Annotated in this window: 20 protein-coding genes and 1 tRNA gene; 13 read left to right on the top strand and 8 right to left on the bottom strand. The window is 71.4% G+C overall.

Annotated elements, in window-relative coordinates:
* Positions 1-115: 115 nt before the first annotated feature.
* The 3 genes from ACZ5NH_RS39915 to ACZ5NH_RS39905 form a co-directional block, all read right to left on the bottom strand.
* On the bottom strand, positions 116-988 hold the full coding sequence (locus tag ACZ5NH_RS39915) for an LLM class F420-dependent oxidoreductase (RefSeq protein WP_468782583.1): 873 nt from the start codon (positions 986-988) through the stop codon (positions 116-118).
* 86 nt (positions 989-1,074) lie between these two features.
* The gene (locus tag ACZ5NH_RS39910; RefSeq protein ID WP_451553684.1) at positions 1,075-1,596 is read right to left on the bottom strand and encodes a heme-degrading domain-containing protein; all 522 of its coding nucleotides are present in this window, start codon (positions 1,594-1,596) and stop codon (positions 1,075-1,077) included.
* The gene (locus ACZ5NH_RS39905) at positions 1,596-2,675 is read right to left on the bottom strand and encodes a Gfo/Idh/MocA family protein (protein WP_468782587.1); all 1,080 of its coding nucleotides are present in this window, start codon (positions 2,673-2,675) and stop codon (positions 1,596-1,598) included. Before ACZ5NH_RS39905 ends, ACZ5NH_RS39910 begins: the two co-directional genes overlap by 1 nt.
* Before the next feature lie 56 nt (positions 2,676-2,731).
* On the opposite strand from ACZ5NH_RS39905, the gene ACZ5NH_RS39900 reads away from it, so the two are divergent.
* Positions 2,732-4,015: an ROK family transcriptional regulator gene (locus tag ACZ5NH_RS39900; protein WP_468782581.1), complete on the top strand. Its 1,284-nt coding sequence runs from the start codon at positions 2,732-2,734 to the stop codon at positions 4,013-4,015.
* Positions 4,016-4,044: 29 nt separating this feature from the next.
* Here the strand turns inward: ACZ5NH_RS39900 and ACZ5NH_RS39895 are convergent, their stop codons facing one another.
* A complete protein-coding gene (locus ACZ5NH_RS39895) occupies positions 4,045-4,455 on the bottom strand; it encodes a VOC family protein (RefSeq protein ID WP_388627476.1) in 411 nt (136 codons plus the stop codon).
* A gap of 137 nt (positions 4,456-4,592) precedes the next feature.
* Between ACZ5NH_RS39895 and ACZ5NH_RS39890 the strand changes: the two genes are divergently transcribed.
* The 10 genes from ACZ5NH_RS39890 to ACZ5NH_RS39845 all read left to right on the top strand — a co-directional run bounded on the left by ACZ5NH_RS39890 (position 4,593) and on the right by ACZ5NH_RS39845 (position 13,572).
* Positions 4,593-5,468: a hypothetical protein gene (locus ACZ5NH_RS39890; RefSeq protein ID WP_468782578.1), complete on the top strand. Its 876-nt coding sequence runs from the start codon at positions 4,593-4,595 to the stop codon at positions 5,466-5,468.
* Positions 5,469-5,516: 48 nt separating this feature from the next.
* The gene (locus tag ACZ5NH_RS39885; RefSeq protein WP_468782576.1) at positions 5,517-6,272 is read left to right on the top strand and encodes a GntR family transcriptional regulator; all 756 of its coding nucleotides are present in this window, start codon (positions 5,517-5,519) and stop codon (positions 6,270-6,272) included.
* Positions 6,273-6,412: 140 nt separating this feature from the next.
* Positions 6,413-7,537, top strand: a complete 1,125-nt coding sequence (locus ACZ5NH_RS39880; protein ID WP_468782574.1) for a TIGR03364 family FAD-dependent oxidoreductase — start codon at positions 6,413-6,415, stop codon at positions 7,535-7,537.
* Between the two features lie 7 nt (positions 7,538-7,544).
* Positions 7,545-8,243 (top strand): HAD family hydrolase, encoded by a 699-nt coding sequence (locus ACZ5NH_RS39875; RefSeq protein ID WP_468782572.1) that lies wholly within the window; start codon positions 7,545-7,547, stop codon positions 8,241-8,243.
* A 1-nt stretch (position 8,244) separates the two neighbouring features.
* Positions 8,245-9,291 carry an ABC transporter ATP-binding protein gene (locus ACZ5NH_RS39870; RefSeq protein WP_468782570.1) on the top strand — a complete coding sequence of 349 codons (1,047 nt, stop codon included), beginning with the start codon at positions 8,245-8,247 and terminating at the stop codon, positions 9,289-9,291.
* Positions 9,284-10,144, top strand: coding sequence for an ABC transporter permease subunit (locus ACZ5NH_RS39865; protein WP_468782568.1), 861 nt, complete (start codon positions 9,284-9,286; stop codon positions 10,142-10,144). Before ACZ5NH_RS39870 ends, ACZ5NH_RS39865 begins: the two co-directional genes overlap by 8 nt.
* A 125-nt stretch (positions 10,145-10,269) precedes the next feature.
* Complete coding sequence (locus ACZ5NH_RS39860; RefSeq protein WP_388627491.1) at positions 10,270-11,049, top strand: HAD-IIA family hydrolase; 780 nt, start codon at positions 10,270-10,272, stop codon at positions 11,047-11,049.
* Positions 11,050-11,176: 127 nt separating this feature from the next.
* A complete protein-coding gene (locus ACZ5NH_RS39855; protein WP_388627493.1) occupies positions 11,177-11,755 on the top strand; it encodes a hypothetical protein in 579 nt (192 codons plus the stop codon).
* A gap of 9 nt (positions 11,756-11,764) precedes the next feature.
* The gene (locus ACZ5NH_RS39850; RefSeq protein ID WP_468782566.1) at positions 11,765-12,436 is read left to right on the top strand and encodes a class F sortase; all 672 of its coding nucleotides are present in this window, start codon (positions 11,765-11,767) and stop codon (positions 12,434-12,436) included.
* Between the two features lie 113 nt (positions 12,437-12,549).
* Positions 12,550-13,572 (top strand): glycoside hydrolase family 6 protein, encoded by a 1,023-nt coding sequence (locus tag ACZ5NH_RS39845; protein WP_468782564.1) that lies wholly within the window; start codon positions 12,550-12,552, stop codon positions 13,570-13,572.
* Positions 13,573-13,575: 3 nt separating this feature from the next.
* Here the strand turns inward: ACZ5NH_RS39845 and glxA are convergent, their stop codons facing one another.
* The 4 genes from glxA to ACZ5NH_RS39825 all read right to left on the bottom strand — a co-directional run bounded on the left by glxA (position 13,576) and on the right by ACZ5NH_RS39825 (position 18,819).
* Positions 13,576-15,510, bottom strand: coding sequence for a radical copper oxidase GlxA (gene glxA, locus ACZ5NH_RS39840; RefSeq protein ID WP_468782562.1), 1,935 nt, complete (start codon positions 15,508-15,510; stop codon positions 13,576-13,578).
* Positions 15,507-17,498 (bottom strand): glycosyltransferase family 2 protein, encoded by a 1,992-nt coding sequence (locus ACZ5NH_RS39835; RefSeq protein ID WP_468782559.1) that lies wholly within the window; start codon positions 17,496-17,498, stop codon positions 15,507-15,509. The genes glxA and ACZ5NH_RS39835 overlap by 4 nt, the downstream gene beginning before the upstream one ends.
* A 266-nt stretch (positions 17,499-17,764) precedes the next feature.
* On the bottom strand, positions 17,765-18,568 hold the full coding sequence (locus ACZ5NH_RS39830; protein WP_388627503.1) for a FadR/GntR family transcriptional regulator: 804 nt from the start codon (positions 18,566-18,568) through the stop codon (positions 17,765-17,767).
* 177 nt (positions 18,569-18,745) lie between these two features.
* Positions 18,746-18,819: transfer RNA gene (locus tag ACZ5NH_RS39825), tRNA-Lys, on the bottom strand.
* Between the two features lie 186 nt (positions 18,820-19,005).
* Here ACZ5NH_RS39825 and ACZ5NH_RS39820 point away from each other — a divergent pair.
* Together ACZ5NH_RS39820 and ACZ5NH_RS39815 are read left to right on the top strand one after the other, a co-directional pair.
* Complete coding sequence (locus ACZ5NH_RS39820) at positions 19,006-20,346, top strand: peptidoglycan-binding protein (protein ID WP_468782557.1); 1,341 nt, start codon at positions 19,006-19,008, stop codon at positions 20,344-20,346.
* Positions 20,347-20,515: 169 nt separating this feature from the next.
* Complete coding sequence (locus ACZ5NH_RS39815) at positions 20,516-21,643, top strand: SPFH domain-containing protein (RefSeq protein WP_451552727.1); 1,128 nt, start codon at positions 20,516-20,518, stop codon at positions 21,641-21,643.
* The last annotated feature ends 103 nt before the right edge of the window (positions 21,644-21,746 follow it).

The raw sequence follows: 21,746 nt of genomic DNA, 5'->3' as shown, positions 1-21,746 counted from the left end.
GCCAGTTCTACCGGGGCTCCGCTTCTCGCGTCCGGCGTCTTTCCAGATCAGCCCTCACTTGCGGCCACGACCCGACCCGTAACTTCATGGCCTTGCCCTTTTGGGGCGCTTCAGGTCACCCCAGCAGAGAAGCCAGGCGGCGCCATTGTTCCCTGGGAAGGGTGTTCCTGTCGCCGCCTGCCACCACCTGGAGGGCCACGTGGTCCGCGCCCGCCTCGTGGAAGGTGTCGATGCGATCCCGGATGCGGCTGTCGTCGCCCCAGGCGAAGGCCGCGTCGACCAGGCGGTCGCTGCCGCCGTCGGCCAGGTCGTCCTCGGTGAAGCCGTGCCGGAGGAAGTTGTTGGTGTAGTTCGGCAGGGCCAGGTACATCGCGAGGGTGTCGCGGGCGAGGGCGCGGGCACGGGCCGGGTCGGTCTCCAGGACCACCTTCAGCTCCGGGGCGAGCAGCGGTCCGGCGCCGAGGATCTCGCGGGCCTGCGCGGTGTGCTCGGGGGTGACCAGGTACGGCACGGCGCCCGCCGCCCGGTCGCGGGACAGCTCCAGGACCTTCGGGCCGAGGGCGGCCAGCACCCGGCGGTCGGCGGGCACCCCGGCCTTGTCCAGGGCGTCGAGATAGGCGACCAGGGCCGAGTACGGCCGGCGGTACTGGTCGGCGAGCTTGGCGTGGCTCACGCCGAGGCCGAGCAGGAAGCGGCCGGGGTGTGCCGCGTCGACCTCGGCGAAGGCGGCGGCGCTGGTCTCGGCGTCGTACTGCCAGATGCTCTGGATGCTGGTGCCGACGGTGAGCCGGTCGGTCGCCTCCAGGAGGGGTACGGCGTGCCGGGCGGCGCTGCTGCCGCCCAGCCAGGCGGCGCCGAAGCCGAGCTCCTCCAACTCGGCCGCCGCCTCACCGAGTTCACCGCGCCGGGAGGGGTCCTCCGCGCGCAGGCCGATGCTCCAGATGCCGTACCGGCCGATCCTGTCCTTCAAGGTGCTCACGGTGCTCATGGGGCTGTCCCTCCGGGTGGGGCCGTGACCATCACGTTTGCAGCCATTCCCAACCGGAGGGATCCGTCACGTAATCCCGGCGGGTGTCACACCTTCAGGAACTGCTCCAGTGCCTCCACCACGAACCTGTGGTCCTGGAGCTGGGGGAGGCCGGAGACGGTCACCGCGCCGATGACGCCCACGTTCTCGACGTTGATCGGGAACGAGCCGCCGTGGGCCGCGTAGGTGTCGGGGTCGAGGCGGGAGGAGTCCTCGAACGTCGTGCCCTTGGCGCGGAAGCGGGCGCCGACCAGGTAGGAGGAGGCGCCGTAGCGCTCCACGACCCGGCGCTTGCGGGCGATCCAGAAGTCGTTGTCGGGGGTGGAGCCCGGCAGGGCCGCGTGGAAGAGCTGCCGGCCGGCGCGGTGGATGTCGATGGCGACCGGGGCCTGGCGCTCCCGGGCCAGTTCGACCAGCAGCGAGCCGAGGGCCCAGGCGTCGTCGTACGTGAACCGCGGGAAGACCAGGCGGCGTTCCTGTGCCTCCAACTCCTCCAGGGACGGGGTGAGTTCGGGGGTTGTCCTGGGGGTGATCTGCGGGTGGTGCTGGGGGTGCTGCTGGTGTGGCATCAGAGGGTCACCGTCACCTTGTCCGTGGCCGACTTGCGGGCCGCTTCCAGTACGTCGAGGGCGGCGGCCGCCTCCAGGGCGGTCACCGGGTTGGGGCCGGCGCCGGTCAGGGCGCGGGCGACGGCCGTGTAGTAGGCGGGGTAGTCGCCGGGGAGCGTCGGTACGGGGGTGCCACCGCCGGTCAGCGGGGACTCTCCGGCGCCGATACGGCCGTACAGGGACTCGGGCTCCGCGCCCCACCGGGGGCCGGGGCGCAGGCCCTCCCGCAGGGCCGCCTCCTGCGGGTCGAGGCCGTACTTCACATAGCCCGCCTGCGAGCCCAGCACCCGGAAGCGGGGGCCGAGCTGGGCGGTCGTCGCGGAGACGTAGAGGTGGGAGCGGACGCCGTTCGCGTGCGTGAGCGCGATGAAGGTGTCGTCGTCGGTCTCGGCGCCGGGGCGGCGGAGGTCCGTCTCGGCGTAGACCTCGGTGACCGGGCCGAAGAGGACCAGGGCCTGGTCGACGACATGGCTGCCGAGGTCGTAGAGCAGACCTCCGATCTCTGCGGGGTCGCCGGACTCGCGCCAGCCGCCCTTGGGCTGGGGGCGCCAGCGCTCGAAGCGGGACTCGAAGCGCCATACGTCACCCAGGTCTCCCTGGGTGATCAGCTTGCGGAGGGTCAGGAAGTCGTTGTCCCAGCGGCGGTTCTGGAAGACCGACAGGAGCAGGCCGCGCTCCTCGGCGAGGGCGGCGAGGTCGCGGGCCTCGGCCGCGGTGCCGGCCAGCGGCTTGTCCACGACGACCGGCAGGCCGGCCTTCAGGGCGGCGGTGGCGAGCGGGACGTGCGTCCTGTTCGGGGAGGCGATGACGACCAGGTCCAGCTCGTCCGCGCGGTCGAACAGCTCCTCGGGGCCGGTGGCGAGCGTCACGTCCGGGAACTCGGCGCGGGCCTGCTGCTGCCGCTCCGGGTTGGCGGTGACCACGGTGTCCAGGGCGAGGCCCTCGGTGGCGGCGATCAGCGGGGCGTGGAAGACGGAGCCGGCGAGGCCGTAGCCGATCAGGCCGACGCGGAGGGGGGTGGCGGTCGTGCGCCCTGTCATGGATCCCATGGAGCTACTTTCGCAACGCTGTTGCCAAAGTGCAAGTGGTGGGGACAATGGGTGGCGTGAACAGGACGAGGACGGCGAGCGGTGTGTCGGCGGGCGGAGTGTCGGCGAGCGGTGGCGGGCCGGTGGGGGCGAACCTCGTCGCGGTTCGGTCGCACAACGCCGCGCTGGTGCTGGGGCTGCTGCGGGACGCCGGGGCGGAGGGGATCAGCCGGCTCGAACTGGCCGAGCGGACCGGGCTGACCCCGCAGGCCGTCAGCAAGATCACCGCGCGGCTGCGGGAGGAGGGGTTCGCGGCGGAGGCCGGGCGGCGGGCGTCGACAGGGGGCAAGCCGCGGACCGTGCTGCGGCTGGTGCCCGAGGCGGGGCACGCGGTGGGGGTGCATCTGGACCGGGACGAGCTGCGGGTGGTGCTGGTCGATCTGGACGGGGCCGTGGTGGGGGAGCGGCGGGCCGAGCTGGATCTGGGGGCCGGGGCGGAGGCGGTGCTGGCGGTGGTCGGGGATGCGGTGACGGGGGTGGTGCGGGAGGTGCTGGGCGCGTTTCCGGGTGAGGAAGGGCCGGGCGGGGAGAGGGCGGCCGGGGAGGAGCCGGCGGGGGTCGGGTCGCTGCTCGGGGTGGGGGTGGCGCTTCCGGGGCCGCTCGATCATGCGCGCGGGGTGCTGCATCGGGTGACCGGGTTTCCCGAGTGGGACGGGTTTCCGCTGCGGGACGCGCTCGGGGAACGGTTGGGGGTGCCAGTGGTGGTGGACAAGGACACCAATGCGGCGGCGCTCGGCTTGTCGGTCGGGGGTGAGGGGAGCGAGGGCGGCTCCTTCGCCTATCTGCATCTCGGTACGGGGCTCGGGGCCGGGTTGGTGATCGGTGGGCGTGTGCATCGGGGGGTGCGGACCGGGGCGGGGGAGTTCGGGCACCAGGTGATCCTGCTGGACGGGCCGCTGTGCGAGTGCGGGAACCGGGGGTGCGTGGAGGCGCTGTGCCTGGCGGCGGTGGGGCGCGGGGAGGCCGGGGAGGCGGCGCGGGTGCTGGGGGTGGCGGCGGCGAATCTGGTCGGGCTGCTGGACATCGATGTGGTGCTGCTCGGGGGGCGGACGATCGCGGGGGCACCGGAGGGTTTTGTGCGGGGAGTCGGGGAGGTGCTCGATGCCCGGGCTCGACGGGAGGGAGTGCGTGGGGCATCCGTGCGGGTCGCTCCGCGGGGGGAGCGGGTGGTGGCGGAGGGGGCCGCGCAGTTGCTGTTGGCGCCGGTGTTCGGGCGGGGGGATGTGCGCGCCGAAGGGGCGCGGGGAACTGCGCGACCAGCCACGGCGGACCCGCAGCCGCGTACGGTCTGACGCGGCTCGGCGGGTGGGCGTCGGTCAGGTCATGCCGGCAGGTTCAGCTGCCAGGAGACGCCGAAGCGGTCGTTGAGCCAGGTGAACTTGGCGCTGAAGCCGTAGTTGCCCAGGGGCATGAGTTCCGTGCCCTGCTCGGTGAGGGCGGCGTGCAGGCGGTCGATCTCGGCCTCGTCCTCGCACTGCACGAAGAGTGAGATCGCGGGCGTGAAGGTGAAGTCGTGGTGCGCGGGGCTGTCGATGCACATGAACTGCTGCCCGGCGAGCGAGAACGTGGCGTGCTGCACGCTCCCCTCCTTGCCGGTGCCGTCGGCCCCGTAGCGGGTGACGTTGACGACCTCGGCGTCGTCGAAGAGCGAGGTGTAGAAGGTCATCGCCTCCTCGGCGACGCCCTCGAACATCAGGAACGTGGTGATCTTCTGGGACGTCGCGATCTTCATGCTGCATGCTCCTCAGCGCTGTCGGGCAGGGTGCGCAGGCCTGTTCAAGTGTTACCCCGCCGATCGAGCGGACTTCGCGGCCCGTACCGGAGTGGCGGACGCAGGCGTGCCCATCTGACCGACATGGTTATGTGTTTATGCGACCATTCACACCTCTGGCCCTCTGCCTCACCGCAGCCGCCGCGTCCGCCTCCGCCTGGGTGGTCGGCCCCGCGGCGCAGGCCGCCGCCCTCGCCGACCCGCCACCGGCCTGCACCGGCGGCAACCCGCGGGCCTTCCCCCTCGCCGCGCGGATCCGGGGCGGCCCGCCCTCCTACGAGGCGGGCGGCGGCTACGGCACCTGGTACATCGACCTCACCAACACCACCAGCCACGCCTGCACCGGCATCCATCCGTTGATCGTCCTCGTCGACGACAAGCGCGAGCTGAAACCGAACCAGCCCAAGCTGGAGTTCTACGACGGCGCCACGGCCCGGCCGGTGACGTTCGAGAGCACCGACGAGCAGGAGCTGATCGGCGTGCTCGACGGCGCCGGGTTCAACGGGTTCGCCGTACCGCCCCGCAGGACCGTCAGCGTCAAGGTCAGACTCGTGTTCCCCTCCGACACCGCATCCAACCAGGTCACCGCCAACGCCGCCGTCGTACAGCGCCGGGGCGACGACGGGGACTGGGTCGGGGAGTCCAATGCCTACCGCTTCGGGATCGGGGAGTATGCGTCGCCGGCTCCGGACGCCACGCAGAGCCCGGCTCCGGATGCCTCCCAGGAGGGCGGCGGTGTGGCACCCAGCGTGTCCGGCGGTACGCAGGCCACACCCGGCACCGGAACCGAAGCCCCGGCCACCCCCACCGCCGACCCCGACCTGCCGTACGCCGCCGTGGCGGAGGGTGACGGGGAGGACCCGAGTGAGCTGGCGCTGACCGGATCCCGCCTCGCCAAAGGGCTGCTCGCGGCCACCGCCGCGCTTCTCGGGGTCGCCGGCGGCGCGTTGCTGCTGGCCCGCAGACGCCGCTGAGCCCGGGGCCGTACCTCGGACACCCCTGCCGTCTGCGACGATCCCTGCGTGGACTACCCGAACGACCAGGCCCCCGGCGCCCCCGTCCGCTCCGGCATCCCCGAGCACGGGCGTATCCCCAAGTACTACGCCGTGAAGGCACGGATCGCCGCACTGCTGGAGGAGCTGGGGGAGGACGGCGTCATCCCCACCGAGCGGGACCTCGCCGAGCGCTACGACGTCGCCCGGGAGACCGTCCGGCAGGCCGTGCGGGAGCTGGTGCTGGAAGGGCGACTGCGGCGCAAGGGCCGGGGAACCGTCGTCGCCGGGCCCAAGCTCGCCCAGCCGCTGTCGCTCGCGAGCTACACCGAGGGTGTGCGCCGGCAGGGCCGTACGCCCGGTCGTGCGCTCGTCACCCTGGACCGTTTCCCCTGCCCGGACGCCCTCGCGGCCGAGACCGGGCTCACCCGCGGCGAACCCGTCTGGCACCTGGAGCGCGTGCTGCTCGCCGACGAGGAGCGGGTCGGCCTGGAGAGCACGTACGTCGCCGTCGAGCGGGTGCCCCGGCTGGACGCCGACTTCGACCCCGACTCCTCCTTCTACGGCTATCTGACCAGCCAGGGCATCTCCTTCGGCGACGCCGACGAGCGCATCGAGACCGTGCTGGCCACGCCCCGCGAAGCCCTGCTCATCGGCACCCCGCCGGCCCTGCCGATGCTGTTGATCCACCGCGTCTCCCGGGACACCGACGGCAGGCCCCTGGAGCGCGTGCGCTCGCTGTACCGGGGGGACCGGTTCTCCTTCACCACCCACCTCAAGCGCTGAAAAGCGACTGATGTCCTGGTATCGACCCCACTGTAATGTCACGGAAAGATAACGGGTCTAGCCCAAACGTGATGGGTCGTTCACGCTCGCGTTGTCAGCCGGATGTCTCCGGTCCCCCGATCCCGAGGAGCGTTGCCGTCGTGAAAGTGACAGTCGTCGGAGCAGGCGTGGTGGGCACCATGCACGCCTGGCAGGCGGTACAGCGCGGCCACCAGGTCGTCCAGATCGAGCGCGAGGCCGAGGCGCGCGGCGCCTCGCTGCGCAACTTCGGGCAGATCTGGGTCAGTGGCCGCGCCGCCGGAGAAGAGCTGGAGACCGCGCTGCGGGCGCGGGAGCTGTGGGAAGGGATCGGCGCACGGGTGCCGGCGCTGGGCTTCAGGGCGAACGGGTCCCTGACCCCCGTCCGCGGCCCCCTGGAGCTCGCCGTCGCCGAGGCCGCCGTGGCCCGCGCGGACGCCGCGGCCCGCGGTTACAAGCTCCTCGTCCCGAGCGAGGCCCGCGCCCTCAACCCGGCCCTGCGGGGCGACTTCACCGCCGCCCTGTACTGCGAGCGGGACGCGGCGGTCGAGCCGCGCACCGCCCAAATCGCCCTCCGTACAGCGCTGTTGAAATCCCCGAACTACACCTTCCTGCCGGGCCGGGAGGTGCGCGAGGTCGTCGGCGCCGGCACCGTCCGGGACGACCACGGCGACGTGCACCGCGCCGACACGGTCGTCCTGTGCACCGGCGCCTGGCTCGGCGGACTGGTCCGCGAACTCGCCGGACCGGACCTCCCCGTGCGCCGGGTCCGCCTGCAGATGATGCAGACCGACCCGCTGGGCGAGCCGCTGCCGACCTCCGTCGCCGACGCCGACAGCTTCCGCTACTACCCGGCCTATGCCTCCCCGGCGCTGGACGAACTCAACGCCCGGCAGCCGCAGCCGGAGACCGCGGCCGCGCACAAGATGCAGCTGCTCATGGTGCAGCGCGCCGACGGCGGCCTGACCATCGGCGACACCCACGAGTACGAGCACCCCTTCGCCTTCGACACCGTCGAGGAGCCGTACGAGCACCTCACGGGGGTCGTCGAGTCCCTGCTCGGCCGGCCGCTGCCGCGCATCCGCCGCCGCTGGGCCGGTGTGTACGCGCAGTGCACCGAGCCCGGCCGGGTGGTGCACCGCCGGCAGGTGCGCGAGGGGGTGTGGCTGGTCACCGGGCCCGGCGGGCGCGGCATGACCTGCGCCCCCGCGATAGCCGAGACCACCGCGAACGAACTGGGCTGGTGAGCAACCCATGACCGACATCACCCCGGACATCCGTCTGGTCGTCCTGGACATGGCGGGTACGACCGTCGCCGACGGCGGACTGGTCGAGCGCGCCTTCGAGGCGGCGGCCGGCGAACTCGGCGTCGAGCCGGGCTCGGCCGAGCACGCCGAGCACCTCGCCTACGTCCGCGCCACCATGGGCGAGTCCAAGATCTCCGTCTTCCGCCACCTGTTCGGCGCCGAGGACCGCGCCCAGCGCGCCAACACCGCCTTCGAGAAGGCGTACGGCGATCTGGTCGCCGGCGGCCTGATCGCCCCGGTGCCGGGAGCGCGCGAGGCCATCGAGGAGCTGGCCGGCGGCGGCCGTACCGTCGTCCTGACCACCGGCTTCGCCCGGGTCACCCAGGATGCGATCCTCGACGCCCTCGGCTGGCGGGACCTCGTCCCGCTCACCCTGTGCCCGGCGGACGCCGGCGGGCGCGGGCGGCCGTACCCGGACATGGTCCTGGAGGCCTTCGTCCGCACCAAGGCCGCCGAGGACGTACGCCAGGTCGCCGTCGTCGGGGACACCTCCTACGACGTGCTCAGCGGGGTACGCGCCGGGGCCGGGCTGGTCGCCGGCGTACGCACGGGGGCGCACGGCGACGAGGAGTTCCGCGCGGCCGGCGCCACGCACGTCCTCGACTCGGTCGCCGGCCTGCCGACCCTGCTCGCGGAAGAACGGTGAGATGAGCATCCGCTTCGACTCCGTCACCGTCGCCTACGACGGCAACGTCGTCCTCCACGAGCTCGACCTGACCGTCGAGCCCGGCGAGGTCATGGCGCTGCTCGGGCCGTCCGGCTCCGGCAAGACCACCGCGCTGCGGGCGGTCGCCGGGTTCGTACGGCCCGTGTCCGGGCGGGTGCTCCTCGGCGGCCGGGACGTGACGGACCTGCCGCCGTACCGGCGGGGCATCGGCATGGTCGTGCAGAGTTACGCGCTGTTCCCGCACATGCGGGTCGACGAGAACGTGGCCTTCGGACTCAGGGCGCGCAGGACGCCCAGGAGCGAGATACGGCAGCGGGTCGCCGAGGCGCTGGAGCTGACCGGGATGGCCGGCTACGCCCGCCGGCACCCGCGCGAGCTGTCCGGCGGGCAGCAGCAGCGGGTCGCCATCGCCCGCGCGCTGGCCATCCGGTCGGACGTGCTCCTCCTCGACGAACCGCTGTCCGCGCTGGACGCCCGGCTGCGGTCCGAGATGCTGTCCGAACTCGCCCGGCTGCACCGCGAGTTGCCGGACATGACGATGCTGTACGTCACCCACGACCAGGTCGAGGCGCTGACGCTGGCCGACCGGATCGCGGTGATGGACAAGGCGAAGCTGCGGGCCTGTGGCACGCCGCGGGAGCTGTACCGGGCGCCGGCCGACGAGTTCACGGCGTCCTTCGTGGGTGGTGCGAATCTGGTACCGGTGACCGTGGGCTCCGGGGGAGTCGCGTTCGCGGGCACGGAACTGAAGGTCGACACGGCGGGCGCCGCCGCGGGAGCGCGGGCCACGCTGTGTGTACGGCCGCATCTGGTCGGGCTGGGCGAGGGCCCCAATCAACTCGTCGGTGCCGTACGGGAGATCCAGTGGCGCGGCGCCACGCACCGGCTGTACGTCGAGGTCGACGGGCATTGCGTCATGGCGGACGTGCGCGAGCTGAAGGATCCGCCCCGGCACGGAGAGACCGTGACCCTGCACTTCGCCCCCGAGGACGCGGTGTTGCTGCCCGCGGAGGCCGGCCATGAGTAGGCGGCTGCTGTGGGCCCTTCCTCCCGTGGCGCTCCTCGCCCTCCTCTTCCTCTACCTCCTCGCCCTCGTCGTCCGGCAGTCCTTCCAGCCGGACAGCGGAGGCGCCTCCCTCCAGCCGTACGCCGACGTGTTCGCCGCCGGGTGCCTGGTCCTCGGGTTCCTGCTGTCGTTGGTCATCTCGTTCGTGCCGTTCCCCGGGGCGAAGGGGGTGGCCCGGTTCATCGACGTGTACCTGTCCTTCCCGTCCTTCCTCATCACGCTGGCACTGCTGTTCATCTACGGCACGACAGGGATCATCGGCTCCTTCCAGTTCCTCACCACGCCCTGGGGTGTGCTGCTGGCCGAGGTCACCTACTTCACGCCGTTCGTGATGCGGCCGCTGCTCGCCGCCTTCTCGCAGCTCGACACTGCGCAGCTGGAGGCGGCCGGTTCGCTGGGAGCGCGGGCGCCCCGGATCGTGCGCCGGATCGTCCTGCCGGAGGCGCAGCCCGCGCTCGCGGCCGGCGGGAGCCTGGGCCAGCTGCTCGTCGCCAACGGCGATGTGCAGATGAACTACGCCCAGTCCAAGGACATGCCGGGCCTCGGCATCTGGTTCCCGGCCGTCACCAAGGCCCCGCACAGCGAGAACGGCAAGAAGCTGCTCGACTTCATGCTCGCGCGAAAGCAGCGGCAGGAGGTCAGCGAGATCGGCGGCGGCTTCGCCGCCCGCCAGGACGTCAAGGCCACCGACGCCAACGCCATCGCCCTCACCAGGCTGATGGACGGCGTGGAGATCTTCGAGCCGGACTGGAACGACATCGACAAGAACCTCGCGTCGTACGTGGAGGACTGGAAGTCGGCCACCGGAAGCTGAGCCGACCGGTCGCCGTACGGCCGGGTCAAGATCAGGCCGCGCTGATTAGGCTGGGGGCGTCGGTACGCCGTGGTTCCGGCGTCCCCCGCTCTTCTTGACCGTACGCACGCCAGGAGACGCACAACATGGCAGACCGCAAGCCGATCGAGTCGTGGCTCACCGACATGGACGGTGTCCTGATCCACGAGGGTGTTCCGATCCCCGGCGCCGACGCCTTCCTGAAGAAGCTGCGCGAGTCCGGGCGGCCCTTCCTGGTGCTCACCAACAACTCCATCTACACCGCCCGGGACCTGCACGCGCGGCTGCGCCGCATGGGCCTGGACGTGCCGGAGAAGAACATCTGGACCTCCGCCCTGGCCACCGCCCAGTTCCTCGACGACCAGCGGCCCGGCGGCAGCGCCTATGTCATCGGCGAGGCCGGTCTGACCACGGCGCTGCACGACATCGGCTACATCCTCACCGACCACGCCCCCGACTTCGTCATCCTCGGCGAGACCCGCACCTACTCCTTCGAGGCCCTGACCAAGGCCGTGCGGCTGATCAACGACGGCGCCCGGTTCATCGCCACCAACCCGGACAACGTCGGCCCCTCCACCGAGGGCGACCTGCCCGCCACCGGCTCGGTCGCCGCCCTGATCACCGCCGCGACCGGCAAGAAGCCGTACTTCGTGGGCAAGCCCAACCCGCTGATGATGCGCGCCGGGCTCAACGCCATCGGGGCCCACTCCGAGAACTCCGCGATGATCGGCGACCGCATGGACACCGACGTCCTCGCGGGCCTGGAGGCCGGGATGCGCACCTTCCTGGTGCTGTCCGGCGTCACCCAGCCCGACGACGTCGACCGCTATCCCTTCCGCCCCTCGCAGGTCGTCGACTCCATCGCGGACCTGGTCGACCTCGTCTGAGCTGCCGCCAAACGGGTCTGACCTGGGGTTTTCAAACCTTCATCCACCCGTTCGGAGCAATCGGGCGCCTCCCGAGGATGCGGAGGCGCCCGGCGCGGGGGAGCCTCCTGGTAACTGGAGGTTCACGATGGGCTCACTACGCCTCACTCTCTGTACGGGAATCCTGGCCGTCGCCGCGTTCGCCCCGGCGGCCCACGCGGCCGACGGAGGCTCGGTCTCCGTGACGCCCGCGGCCCCCGCACCCGGCACCGACGTCTCCGTGCGGGTGCACGGCTGCTCCGGGCGGCAGGGCACCGCCGTCTCGGACGCGTTCGTCGCCGACGCGCAGCTGACCGGCAGCCAGGGCACCCTGTCCGGCGAGACCCGCGTCCGCTCCTCCCTCAGGGCGGGCGCCTACGACGTCAGGATCACCTGCGCCGACTTCGTGATCAGCGGCAGGATCACGGTGGTCGACAGGGGGACGGCGCCGGGGACGGCGCCCAACCAGGCAGTCGGACCGTTCCAGGACCCCGGCCGCCTGTTCGGTGGGGCCCCCTCGCCCGTCGCCCCCGTCCCCGCGGGCGGCGGCGGCACCGCTCACTTCGCCACGGTGGCCACCACCGACTCCGGCCCCGACACCGGCCAGGCGGTGACCGGCCTGGCCCTCGCGGGCATCGCGGCGGTCGCCGTCGGGCTCCGTACCCGCCGCGGCCGCGGCACCCGCTGAGCGCGGCCCATGTCCGACGACCACGGGCGCACCACCGGCACCGACCGGCTCATCACCTGGCTGACCTGGGCGGTGCTGCTGTTCGGGCTGTGGCTGTGGGGGCGCGGGCTGACCGGCGTACCGCACACCGCGGACGGCCCCGCCACCGGGAACCTGTTCGGCCTCGCACCCGCGCAGGCCGCCCGGCTGCCCAGCCCGGCCACGCCACTCGCGGCGGGCGCCGTGCCCCAGCGCGTCGACATCCCCCAACTGGGCGTCCAAGCGCCGGTGGTGAGCCGGGGACTGGACGCCCGGGGTGCCGTCGACCCGCCCCCGTTCGACCAGCCGGGCGTCGTCGGCTGGTACGGCGCCGGTACCACACCCGGCGCCAGCGGTGCGGCGCTCCTGGTCGGGCACGTCGACACGGAGACCCGGCCCGCGGTCTTCTACCGGCTCAGCACCCTCAAGCCCGGCGAGACGGTCCGGGTGGTCCGCTCGGACGGCAAGGTCGCCCAGTTCGTCATCGACGACGTCCGCGTGCTGCCCCGCGCCGGCTTCGACGCCCGCCAGGCCTACGGCCCCCACCGGCCGGGTCGCGCCGAGCTGCGCCTGATCACCTGCGGCGGCCCCTTCGACCGCGCCGCCCACAGCTACACGGCCAACGTCGTGGTCTCCGCGTACCTCACCGGAACCGCCGGCTGACCCCCGTACGTCCGGTCCCGTACGCCCCGCCGCGCGACCTCGCGACCTCGTGACGGACCGGGCGGATATGCCACGATTGGACACCCGGACCAGTGCGCCCAGGGGGGAATCGCATGTACGACAGCAGGGGGGCCCGTTCTTCCGCGCGGGCGTCGGCGGCGGCGGTGCTGGGGGCGGCGCTGCTGCTCGCCGGATGCTCCTCCGGCGGCGGGGACAAGAACGGCGACCCGGGGGCCCGGATCACCCAACAGCCCAAGGCCGCCGATCCGTTCTGGGTGAACCCGGACGGCACCGCGGCCCGTCAGCTCGCCGCCTACGAGAAGTCCGGCAAGACGGCCGAGGCCGCGCAGATCCGCAAGATCGCCGAGCAGCCGGTGGGGGAGTGGATCGGCCCGGAGAATCCGGAGAAGGAGGCGCGAGGCTTCACCGAGGCCGCCGCGAAGTCCGACCGCACGGCCCTGCTCGTCCTCTACGACATCCCGCACCGCGACTGCGGCCAGTACTCCCAGGGCGGCGCCGCCGACGGCAACGCCTACCGCGCCTGGATCGACGCCGTGGCCCGGGGCATCGAGGACCGTCCCGCCATCGTGATCCTGGAACCGGACGCCGTGCTCCACCTCGTGGACGGCTGCACCCCGGCCCAGTTCCACGAGGAGCGCTACGACCTTCTCAAGGGCGCGATCGCGAGGCTCAAGTCGCTGAAGAACACCAAGGTCTACCTGGACGCGGGCAACGCCGGCTGGGGCCGCCCCGACCAGATCTTCCAGCCCCTCCAGCAGGCCGGCATCGACCAGGCCGACGGCTTCTCCGTCAACGTCTCCAACTTCTACTCCACCCAGGACTCCATTGCCTACGGCAAGCAGCTCTCGGCGAAGGTCGGCAACAAGCACTTCGTCATCGACACGAGCCGCAACGGCAACGGCCCCTACACGTCCGGCGACCCGGCCCAGCGCTGGTGCAACCCGCCGGGCCGGGCCCTGGGCGAGACCCCGACGACGAAGACCGCCGACCCCCTGGTGGACGCCTATCTGTGGGTCAAGCGGCCGGGGGAGTCGGACGGGCAGTGCAAGGGGGGTCCCAAGGCGGGGGACTGGTGGGCGACGTACGCTCTCGGACTCGCCGAGAACAGCAAGTGACCCCTACGGAACCCTCACCCACTGCGCCTTGCTCGGCGTCCCCTGGTCATCGTCCACGAACAACATGTACCAACCGGAGGTGACCAGGTTCCGGTTCTCCGGGACCGTCACCGTGATCCTGTTCCCGGACGTCTTGAAGTCCAGGGCGACGGACCGCTGGTCGACGTCCGTCACGTGCGTCGACGCACTCGGCCGGATCAACCGCACCTTCTTGATGCCGGCCGCGTGATCCGACGTGAACGTCCCCGAGGCGCCGCGGGCGATCGTCTGCGGGCCACCGCTCAGCGTCGGCCGCGAGTCCCGGTACAGATACGGCGGTGTGTAGATCTCGATCCGCTGCTCGAACTTCCCCGGCCTGGTGTTCGCCTTGTCGCCGTACAGCGAGTCGGAGCCGAAGAACATCACCCGGCCGTCCGGCAGCAGGATCGACCCGGAGTGGTAGTTCCGCCCCACCAGCGGATCCGCGACCCGGGTGAAGCTGTTGCTGTCGGGGTGGTACAGCCGCGCCTGCAGGATGTTGGAGTCGCCGCGACCCCGGTAGTCCTCGGAGCCGCCGGAGACCAGCACCGTGTCGTCGGGCAGGACCGAGGACTGCGGATAGCGGGTGCCCTTCTCCAGCTCGGGACCGTCCACGAAGTGCGGGTTCTGCGCCTTCAGGTCGATCAGCCGGGTCTTCCTGCTGGACAGCTTCGACTCACCGACGCCGCCACCGCCGATCACCATGAACCTCTCGTTCTGCGCCGGAGGCAGCAGCACGGTCCCTGAGGTCTCCATCATGTTCGGGTCGCTCAGCCCGGGGAGCCTGCTGAACTTGTTGGTGTCGACGTCCCAGATGCCGGGGTCCCGGCCGACGTTGTCCGGGCCGTACCCCGCGTTCGAACCCGAGTAGAAGATCTTCCCGTTCTGCGTCAGGAACAGCGCCGGATACGTCGGGAACTGCCGGACCGTCTTCGTGTACGTCCACTTCTTCGTCTTCGGGTCGAAGACCTCGTTCTTGCCCGGCACCAGCTGACCGATGTCGTCCAGGCCGGAGACGCTGAGGATCCTGCCGTCCGACAGGGTGGTGAGCGTCGGGTACCAGCGGGCCTCGTTCATCGGGTCGACCTTGATGTACCGCTCGGCGACCGGATCGAACTCGTAGGCGTCCTTGATTCCCTCGAAGTCCTTCTTGTCGAGGGCGAGCTTCTGCGCGATGCCATAGGTGTTGCGCGCGTCGGTGCCGGTCAGGCCCTGGATCCGGTAGTTGTCCTGGGTGCCGGTCTCGTACTGGGCGCCCTCCTGCGGCGCCTCGACGTAGACACGGCCGTAACCGGGGTTGTTCCGCAGCCACTTGCCGGTTTTGTCGAAGACCTTGGTGGCGCGCGGGATCAGCACCGGGTCCTGGGAGACGAACGTCCTGCCGTTCTGCTTGCCGGTGAACCTGGTGCCCGCGGGCAGGGTGATCGGCTTGTCCGGGTTCTCGTTGTAGAGAATCATGACGCCGCCGGCCTTCTTGACGTCACCCTTGAGCTTCTCGTACCGCTTGGTGCCGCCCGCGATCAGCAGATTGCCGTTGGCGAGCTGGGTGTGGCCGGTGCAGAACAGGTCGCTGGGCGTGGGGATCTTCTTGATCGTGCCCTTGACCGGGTCCCAGATCCGGGTGTCGAACTTCTTCTCGTTGAAGTTGTCCTGGTTGTTGCCCGAGCCGGCCACCAGCAGCACCTTGCCGGTGTGCAGGAGCGCCGCGTGGATGGTGTCCTGGCGGTACTCCGGCGGGAATTCGATGATGTCCCAGTGGCCGTTCTCGGCCTTGTACTCGGGTCTGTTGATCTTGTACTGGTGATACTGCGCGGTGCCGAAGCGGTAGAGCCACGGCCCGTTCATCCCGGCCAGCGCGAGTACCACCGCCGTACCGATCGCGAGCCTGCGGGCGCGACGGCGGCCGGCCTGGTCCTTCATTCCTTGCTTCCCCCAAGTCCGCCAAGGGCGATCTGCATGGTCTGCTCGTTCTCCCCGCTCCGGTCCGGGCCCCGGTCCCCTTGCTGCTCGCCGGCCGTCCAGGTGGGCCGCTTGAGCGGCGGATGGGCCGCGTACGGGGCGGGCACCGCGTCCCGCGGTTCGCCGGCCGCCGTGGCCGCCGCCGGCCTCGGCTTCTTCCGCTCCTGCCGCATCGTGTACCGCCAGGCGCAGATCGGCGAGGCGGTGATCAGCAGGGCGAAGGACGCCCAGGTGAGCATCGCGGGGTGGGAGTGCCCGAACACGAAGCCGGCGGCGAGCGAGCCGGCGAAGACCAGGATGAAGAACCAGTGCACCCGGAACGTCCCGAACAGCGTGTCGGGGCTCGCCGACTCGCCCTTCGGCGTCACCACGAACCTGCTCTTGCGGCGCAGTACGGCGTCCATCAGGGAGCGTGCGTAGATCGGCGCGGACAGGGCGGACATCACCATGCCCGCGACACCGCCGGAGCCCTCCGGCTCGTGCGGGGAGACATTGTGCCGCCGGTTCCAGATGTACAGCCCGATCTGGAGCGCGGAGGCGTTGCCGTACAGCATCAGCCACACGGTCGGGTCGATGTTCACGCCCGAGGCGCCCAGGCCCAGGAACAGGGCGCAACTCAGCGCCGCAAGGATCCAGTTGAGGGCGGACATCGGATAGAAGATGATCATCATCGTGTAGTTGAAGAGCTTGCCCGGCCCCAGCGTGAACAGGCCCTTCCAGTACTGCTTGAGGATCGTCTCGTACGTGCCCCGGGACCAGCGCAGCTGCTGGGTGAAGAAGTCCGTCCAGGCGTTCGGCCCCTCGCCGACCGCGAGCACGTCCGGGGTGTACACGGACTTCCACTTCCGGCCCGTGGCCGGGTTCTTGGCGCGGTGCATCTCGAAGCCCGTCGCCATGTCCTCGGTGATGGAGTCGTACAGGCCGCCGATCTGCTTGAGGGCGCTGATCCGCACCGCGTTGGACGTGCCGACGAACATCGGGGCGCCGTAGCGGTTGCCGGCGCGCTGGATCAGGGCGTGGAAGAGGAACTGCTGGGACTCGGCGGCCTTGGTGACGAAGGTGTCGTAGTTGCCGTACACCTGCGGGCCGATGACGAAGCCGACGTCCGGGTCGCGGAAGTAACCGAGCATCCGCTCCAGGTAGTTGGGCAGCGGAACGTGGTCGGTGTCGACCGAGGCGAAGAAGTCGTAGTCGTCGCCGTGTGCCGCCAGCCAGGCGTTGTAGTTGCCGTGCTTGGTCCTGGCGCGGTGCGGGCCCTTGGGCTGGTTCCACCGCTCGACGCCCTTGCGGGTGAAGTGGTGCACGCCGAGCCGGGCGCAGACCTCCTTGACGGCCGGGTCGTCGCCCTCGTCCAGCAACCACACGTGCAGCAGGCCCCGGTGACGGAGCTTCACCGCCGCCTCCAGGGTCTTCGTCACCATCTCCAGCGGCTCCTTGCCGGGCACGAAGGTGGTGATGAAGGCGACTTTGGTGCCGGTCTCCGGGATCACCGGGACCGGGTCGCGGGCGACGAGCGTGGCGTGCGCGTTGGACAGCACGTTCATGCAGCGGAAGAACTCGATCAGGCCGATCGAGACGAGCATGACGACGTCGAGCGCCGGCAGGAAGTCATGGGCGGGATAGTCCCGTTCGGTCCAGTGCTCGGGCTGCAGCAGCCAGAACAGCAGGACCAGGGAGAGGATCGGGGCCGCGCCCAGCATGAGCGCGGCGCGGATACGGTGCGGCTCCTGGGAGAGCAGCGACCGGTACTGCACCTTGTAGGGCTTGCCCGGGTCGGGCTGGGTGAGGGGGCCTGCGAGTCGGCTGTAGTGCTCGTAGTCGTATCTCGGCAGGCTCTTCCTTATCCGGCGGAACTGGCCCGTCCGGTGCCCGATCACCCTCAACTGCGTGGTCTGTGACGGATCGTCGTGAACGTGGCTCTGTCCGGCGCCCGTCGGCGTCGACGTCATGAGTCATTCCCCCCACACGCAGGTCACCGCGTGTTCTGTCGCTGTGGTGGCTCGCAGTCCCCACGTCTTCCCCACCCTGTAGACACGGGACGGCGACCTTCCGGTTGCACGATGCCCCCCTCGGCATCGGTTCATGGGCGGGCCCCTCCCCGCCGTCCGGCAACCGTTTGCTTCCCCCCAACTCCCGCCAAACGGCGGCAGCTTGGACACCCAGGGTTCTACGGCGCTCCGCATGATCGCAAGACGCGAAACATGGTGTTTACCGCTCAAACCCGTTCATTGTGGCGCGCGTGGGGCTCGGGAGGCGGGGGCGCGCCGGTGGTCTGTGGCGGCCGGGGCGCGCCGGTGGTCTCGGCGGGCCGTGGTGTGCCGGTGGTCTCGGGGGGCCGTGGTGTGCCGGTGGTGGAGAGGCGGACGCGGATGTTGCCGAAGTGATCTCTTATGGCCTCCTCCGCCCGCAGTGAGTCGCCGGACCGGACCGCGTCCAGGATCTCCCGGTGCTGCCGGCAGGTGACCCTGGGGTCCTGCGGCACGTCCACCAGATCCCGCTGCACCCGGTGGAAGGCGTCCCAGAACGCCTCCAGCACCTCGCTCAGCAGCACGTTGTCCAGCCCCCGGTAGAGGGTGGCGTGAAAGGCCCGGTCGGTCTCGGCGAGGCCCGCCCCCTCGGCGGCCTCCTGTTCCATACGGTCCACGAGGGCGTCCAGTTCAACGAGGTCCGCCTCGGGCAGCCGCCCGGCGAGCCGCGAGACCAGCCCGGTCTCCACGGCCTCGCGCAGCTCCAGCAGCTGCAGCAGGGAGTCCTCGCCGCGGTAGTGCCCGGCGACGGTGCGGAAGGCCAGGCCCTCGATCATGGGTGCGAAGGACATCGAGCCGACGTACGTCCCGAACCCGTGCCGGATCTCCACGATCCCCATCGCCTGCAACGCCTTCAGGGCCTCGCGCACCGAGTTCCGGCTCGCGCCGAGGTACTCCATCAGCTCGGGCTCGGTCGGCAGCGGGGCACCCGAGGGCAGCCGTCGGTCGACGATCAGCTTCTTGATCCGCTCCTGGAGGTCCCGGGCTGCCATGGCCAGAGGGTATCCGGCCAGTCGGGGGGAGGGCCCTGTTCCGCTTCTCGATACCGGTTCACTGTGACACGGGGGTGTGGGTGGCGGAGCCCCCACCGCGCGCGGCGCGGTCGCGCAATAACAGAGATGGCGAGCCAGGTCCGCGCATTTTGCGGACGTGGCTCGCCATCGTCATCGTGCGCCGCCAGGGACTCGAACCCCGGACCCGCTGATTAAGAGTCAGCTGCTCTAACCAACTGAGCTAGCGGCGCCTGCTGACGGAGACAACTCTACCTGACCTTGAGGGGTGCCTTTGACCACCCCCAGGTGATCGGTCGGCGGCCCGGAGGGGCGGGTACATCATTCGGACCGTCAAAGTGGCGATCTGCCGGACAGTTGGAAAACTGATCAATGTGCACACTCACGGACAAAGCCCATTCGAATGTGAGGTAGATCGCATGACGGCTCCGGCGTTCGAGGAAGTCGCCCCCGCCCGCGACTGCGACTGCCCCGGCTGCGTCCAGGGGCGGCGGGCCGGCCTCGGTCTGTTCTCCGGCCGCTCCGGCGCCCGCCCGGCGGCCTGCGGAATCGTGGCCGTGGCCGCCGCGTCCGCCGTCCTCGGCGCGGTCACCCCGGCGGCCGCCGTCGTCGCCCCCGGCACCCTCGCCGACGCGCGCGCCGACGCCGTCGGCGGCGGTGAGCCCGAGACCCCCCAGGGCGCCCAGGCTCCGCTGCACGGCCCCGAGGGCAAACCGGCGGGGCCGGGCACGGCCCGGATCCCCGCCACCACCCGGACCAAGATCATCAACCGGGCCAAGATCTGGGTGGCCGCGCAGGTGCCGTACAGCATGGACGACTACTGGGGCGACGGCTACCGGCAGGACTGCTCGGGCTTTGTGTCCATGGCCTGGGGTCTGCCGAGCAACGAGTGGACGGGCAGCCTCGACGAGTTCGGCGTGAAGATCACCAAGGAGGCGCTGGCACCCGGCGACATCCTGCTCTACCACAATCCCGACGACCCCGAGAAAGGCTCTCATGTGGTGATCTTCGGCGGCTGGACGGACTACACGCACACCTACTACACGGTCTACGAGCAGACACCCCCGCACGCCCGCCGGCAGACCACTCCGTATCCCTACTGGAGCCACGCCGACAAGTACGTCCCCTACCGCTACAAGGGCCTGAGCACCGGTACCGCGGGCGCGCCGCCGGCCGCGCTCAAGAAGAAGGTCCCCTATCCGGGCGCCGCCCACTTCGGCCCGGGCGCCGACAACGCGTACGTCACCCTGCTCGGCCGGATGCTGATCGCCAGGGGCGGCGCCCGGTACTACACCCGGGGCCCCGGTCCACGCTGGGGCGAGGCGGACCGGCGGGCGACCCGGGCCTTCCAGCTCGCCCAGGGCTGGACCGGCAGGAACGCCGACGGGCTGCCCGGCGCCCGCACCTGGAAACTGCTGGTCACCGGCAAGGGCAAGAACATCGCCCCGGCGGCGGCAGGATCGGGCCGGTCGGCCGCGCAGGGGGTGCCGGCCGTCCAGCGGGTGCCGGCCTCGCACGGGGTGCCCGGCTATCCGGGCCGGGGCTACTTCCGTCCGGGCGCGGAGAACGCGTACGTCACGCGGCTCGGCCGTCGGCTGGTGGAGAAAGGGTTCGGCAGGTTCTACGCCACCGGTCCCGGTCCACGCTGGGGCGAGGCGGACCGGCGCGCGGTGGAGGCCTTCCAGCGCACCCAGGGCTGGCGCGGCGGCGCGGCGGACGGCTACCCGGGACCGGAGACCTGGCGCCGGCTGTTCGCGTAGCCGGACCCCGACCACACGACGGGGCTCCGACCCGGCCGGCCCCGGCCCCAAGGCCCTGTCCAGCACACCATCCCTGTCCGCCACACCACCCCTGTTCATCACGCATCCACCCCAACCCCTGTTCATCCCCCTGTTCATCACGCGTCTGGCGCGGAGGCTGGAGACACGCATGAGTACGACCACATCACACACACCGCCCGAATCCGAGGGACTGGAGCCGGGCGAGCGCACGGACCGGCCGACCCAGAACGGGTCGGCCACGGAGATCCCCGTCCATCTGCTCTACCGCGACGACACCGAGCCGCTGGACCCGGTGAAGGTGCCGCTGAAGCCCGCCGTGGTGGCCCGTCGGCCGGACACCGGTGAGCAGCCGGACGCGGAACCCCCGGCGCCGGAGCGCCGTCGGCCGCGGCCGGAGATCGACCCGGAACTGGTGGAGCGCCCGGCGCGGGTGCTGCCGGGCGCGGCCGGTGCGCTGGCCGGGGTGTGCGGGATCACCGGCTGTCTGGCCACCTCCTGGTGGGCGGGGCAGCTCCCGCCGGCCGCGGTGGAGGTGCTGCGGCTGCCCGCGTCCCTGGGCGCGGGGCTCGGCCCGGCACAGTGGGCGGCGTACACCGGGGCCAGTGTGCTCGGGATCTTCGGCTTCGGCGGGCTGACCCGGGGGCGGACCGGGCGGGCCTGGGTGCTCGGCCTGTTCGGCCGTTACCGGGGGACGGTGCGGCGCACCGGGCTGCTCTGGGTGAACCCGCTGCTGCCGCGCCACCGGGTCGATGTGCGGCTGCGGCACTGGCGCAGCGAGCCGATGCCGGCGGCGGATCCCGACGGGGTGCCGCTCAAGGTGGCGGTGCTGGTGGTGTGGCGGATGCGGGACACCGCGCGGGCGACGCTCGGCGTCGAGGACCACGAGGCGTATCTGCGCGAGTGCGTGGAGGCGGCGCTGGCGCGGGTGCCGGTGGAGCCGGCGGGCGGCACGGACGGCGGGGTGACGGCGGCCGGGGACGAGCTGACCCGGCTGGTGGCGCAGGAGACCGAGCCGGTCGGCCTGGAGGTGTTCGCGGTGCAGCCGCTCCGGGTGGAGTACGTCCCGGAGGTCGCCGCCGCGATGCACCGGCGCTGGATCGCCCGGCTGGACGCCGGGCAGCGGGCCGGCATGCTCGACTCGGTGGTGGACTCGGTGGAGGACACGGTGACCCGGCTGACCGGGCGCGGTCTGGTCGAACTCGACGACTACGAGCGGAAGGTGCTGGTGCGGGATCTGACGGTCGCCTTCTGCGCGGGGCGCGGGGAACCGGCGTAGCCCGGCCTGCCGCACGGCCTCCGGCACGGGCCGCGATTGGTATGGACATGTTCAACTAACGGCAATAACCTGGCACTTGGTCTGGACCTACCTGCACAGCTCA

The sequence above is a fragment of the Streptomyces sp. NPDC031426 genome, assembly GCF_055581585.1.
Note: the sequence above shows the minus strand (reverse complement) of the source record. Positions and strands in the feature narration are given on the sequence as shown.

What these genes read in the sequence shown, in the direction of transcription:
- ACZ5NH_RS39815 (WP_451552727.1), top strand. Translation starts at nt 20,516, where the DNA reads ATGAGTACGACCACATCACACACACCGCCCGAATCCGAGGGACTGGAG.
- ACZ5NH_RS39835 (WP_468782559.1), bottom strand. Translation starts at nt 17,498, where the DNA reads ATGACGTCGACGCCGACGGGCGCCGGACAGAGCCACGTTCACGACGAT.
- ACZ5NH_RS39905 (WP_468782587.1), bottom strand. Translation starts at nt 2,675, where the DNA reads ATGACAGGGCGCACGACCGCCACCCCCCTCCGCGTCGGCCTGATCGGC.
- ACZ5NH_RS39860 (WP_388627491.1), top strand. Translation starts at nt 10,270, where the DNA reads ATGGCAGACCGCAAGCCGATCGAGTCGTGGCTCACCGACATGGACGGT.
- ACZ5NH_RS39875 (WP_468782572.1), top strand. Translation starts at nt 7,545, where the DNA reads ATGACCGACATCACCCCGGACATCCGTCTGGTCGTCCTGGACATGGCG.
- ACZ5NH_RS39845 (WP_468782564.1), top strand. Translation starts at nt 12,550, where the DNA reads ATGTACGACAGCAGGGGGGCCCGTTCTTCCGCGCGGGCGTCGGCGGCG.
- ACZ5NH_RS39910 (WP_451553684.1), bottom strand. Translation starts at nt 1,596, where the DNA reads ATGCCACACCAGCAGCACCCCCAGCACCACCCGCAGATCACCCCCAGG.
- ACZ5NH_RS39900 (WP_468782581.1), top strand. Translation starts at nt 2,732, where the DNA reads ATGGGTGGCGTGAACAGGACGAGGACGGCGAGCGGTGTGTCGGCGGGC.
- ACZ5NH_RS39915 (WP_468782583.1), bottom strand. Translation starts at nt 988, where the DNA reads ATGAGCACCGTGAGCACCTTGAAGGACAGGATCGGCCGGTACGGCATC.
- ACZ5NH_RS39850 (WP_468782566.1), top strand. Translation starts at nt 11,765, where the DNA reads ATGTCCGACGACCACGGGCGCACCACCGGCACCGACCGGCTCATCACC.
- ACZ5NH_RS39820 (WP_468782557.1), top strand. Translation starts at nt 19,006, where the DNA reads ATGACGGCTCCGGCGTTCGAGGAAGTCGCCCCCGCCCGCGACTGCGAC.
- ACZ5NH_RS39830 (WP_388627503.1), bottom strand. Translation starts at nt 18,568, where the DNA reads ATGGCAGCCCGGGACCTCCAGGAGCGGATCAAGAAGCTGATCGTCGAC.
- ACZ5NH_RS39890 (WP_468782578.1), top strand. Translation starts at nt 4,593, where the DNA reads ATGCGACCATTCACACCTCTGGCCCTCTGCCTCACCGCAGCCGCCGCG.
- ACZ5NH_RS39865 (WP_468782568.1), top strand. Translation starts at nt 9,284, where the DNA reads ATGAGTAGGCGGCTGCTGTGGGCCCTTCCTCCCGTGGCGCTCCTCGCC.
- glxA (WP_468782562.1), bottom strand. Translation starts at nt 15,510, where the DNA reads ATGAAGGACCAGGCCGGCCGCCGTCGCGCCCGCAGGCTCGCGATCGGT.
- ACZ5NH_RS39855 (WP_388627493.1), top strand. Translation starts at nt 11,177, where the DNA reads ATGGGCTCACTACGCCTCACTCTCTGTACGGGAATCCTGGCCGTCGCC.
- ACZ5NH_RS39870 (WP_468782570.1), top strand. Translation starts at nt 8,245, where the DNA reads ATGAGCATCCGCTTCGACTCCGTCACCGTCGCCTACGACGGCAACGTC.
- ACZ5NH_RS39895 (WP_388627476.1), bottom strand. Translation starts at nt 4,455, where the DNA reads ATGAAGATCGCGACGTCCCAGAAGATCACCACGTTCCTGATGTTCGAG.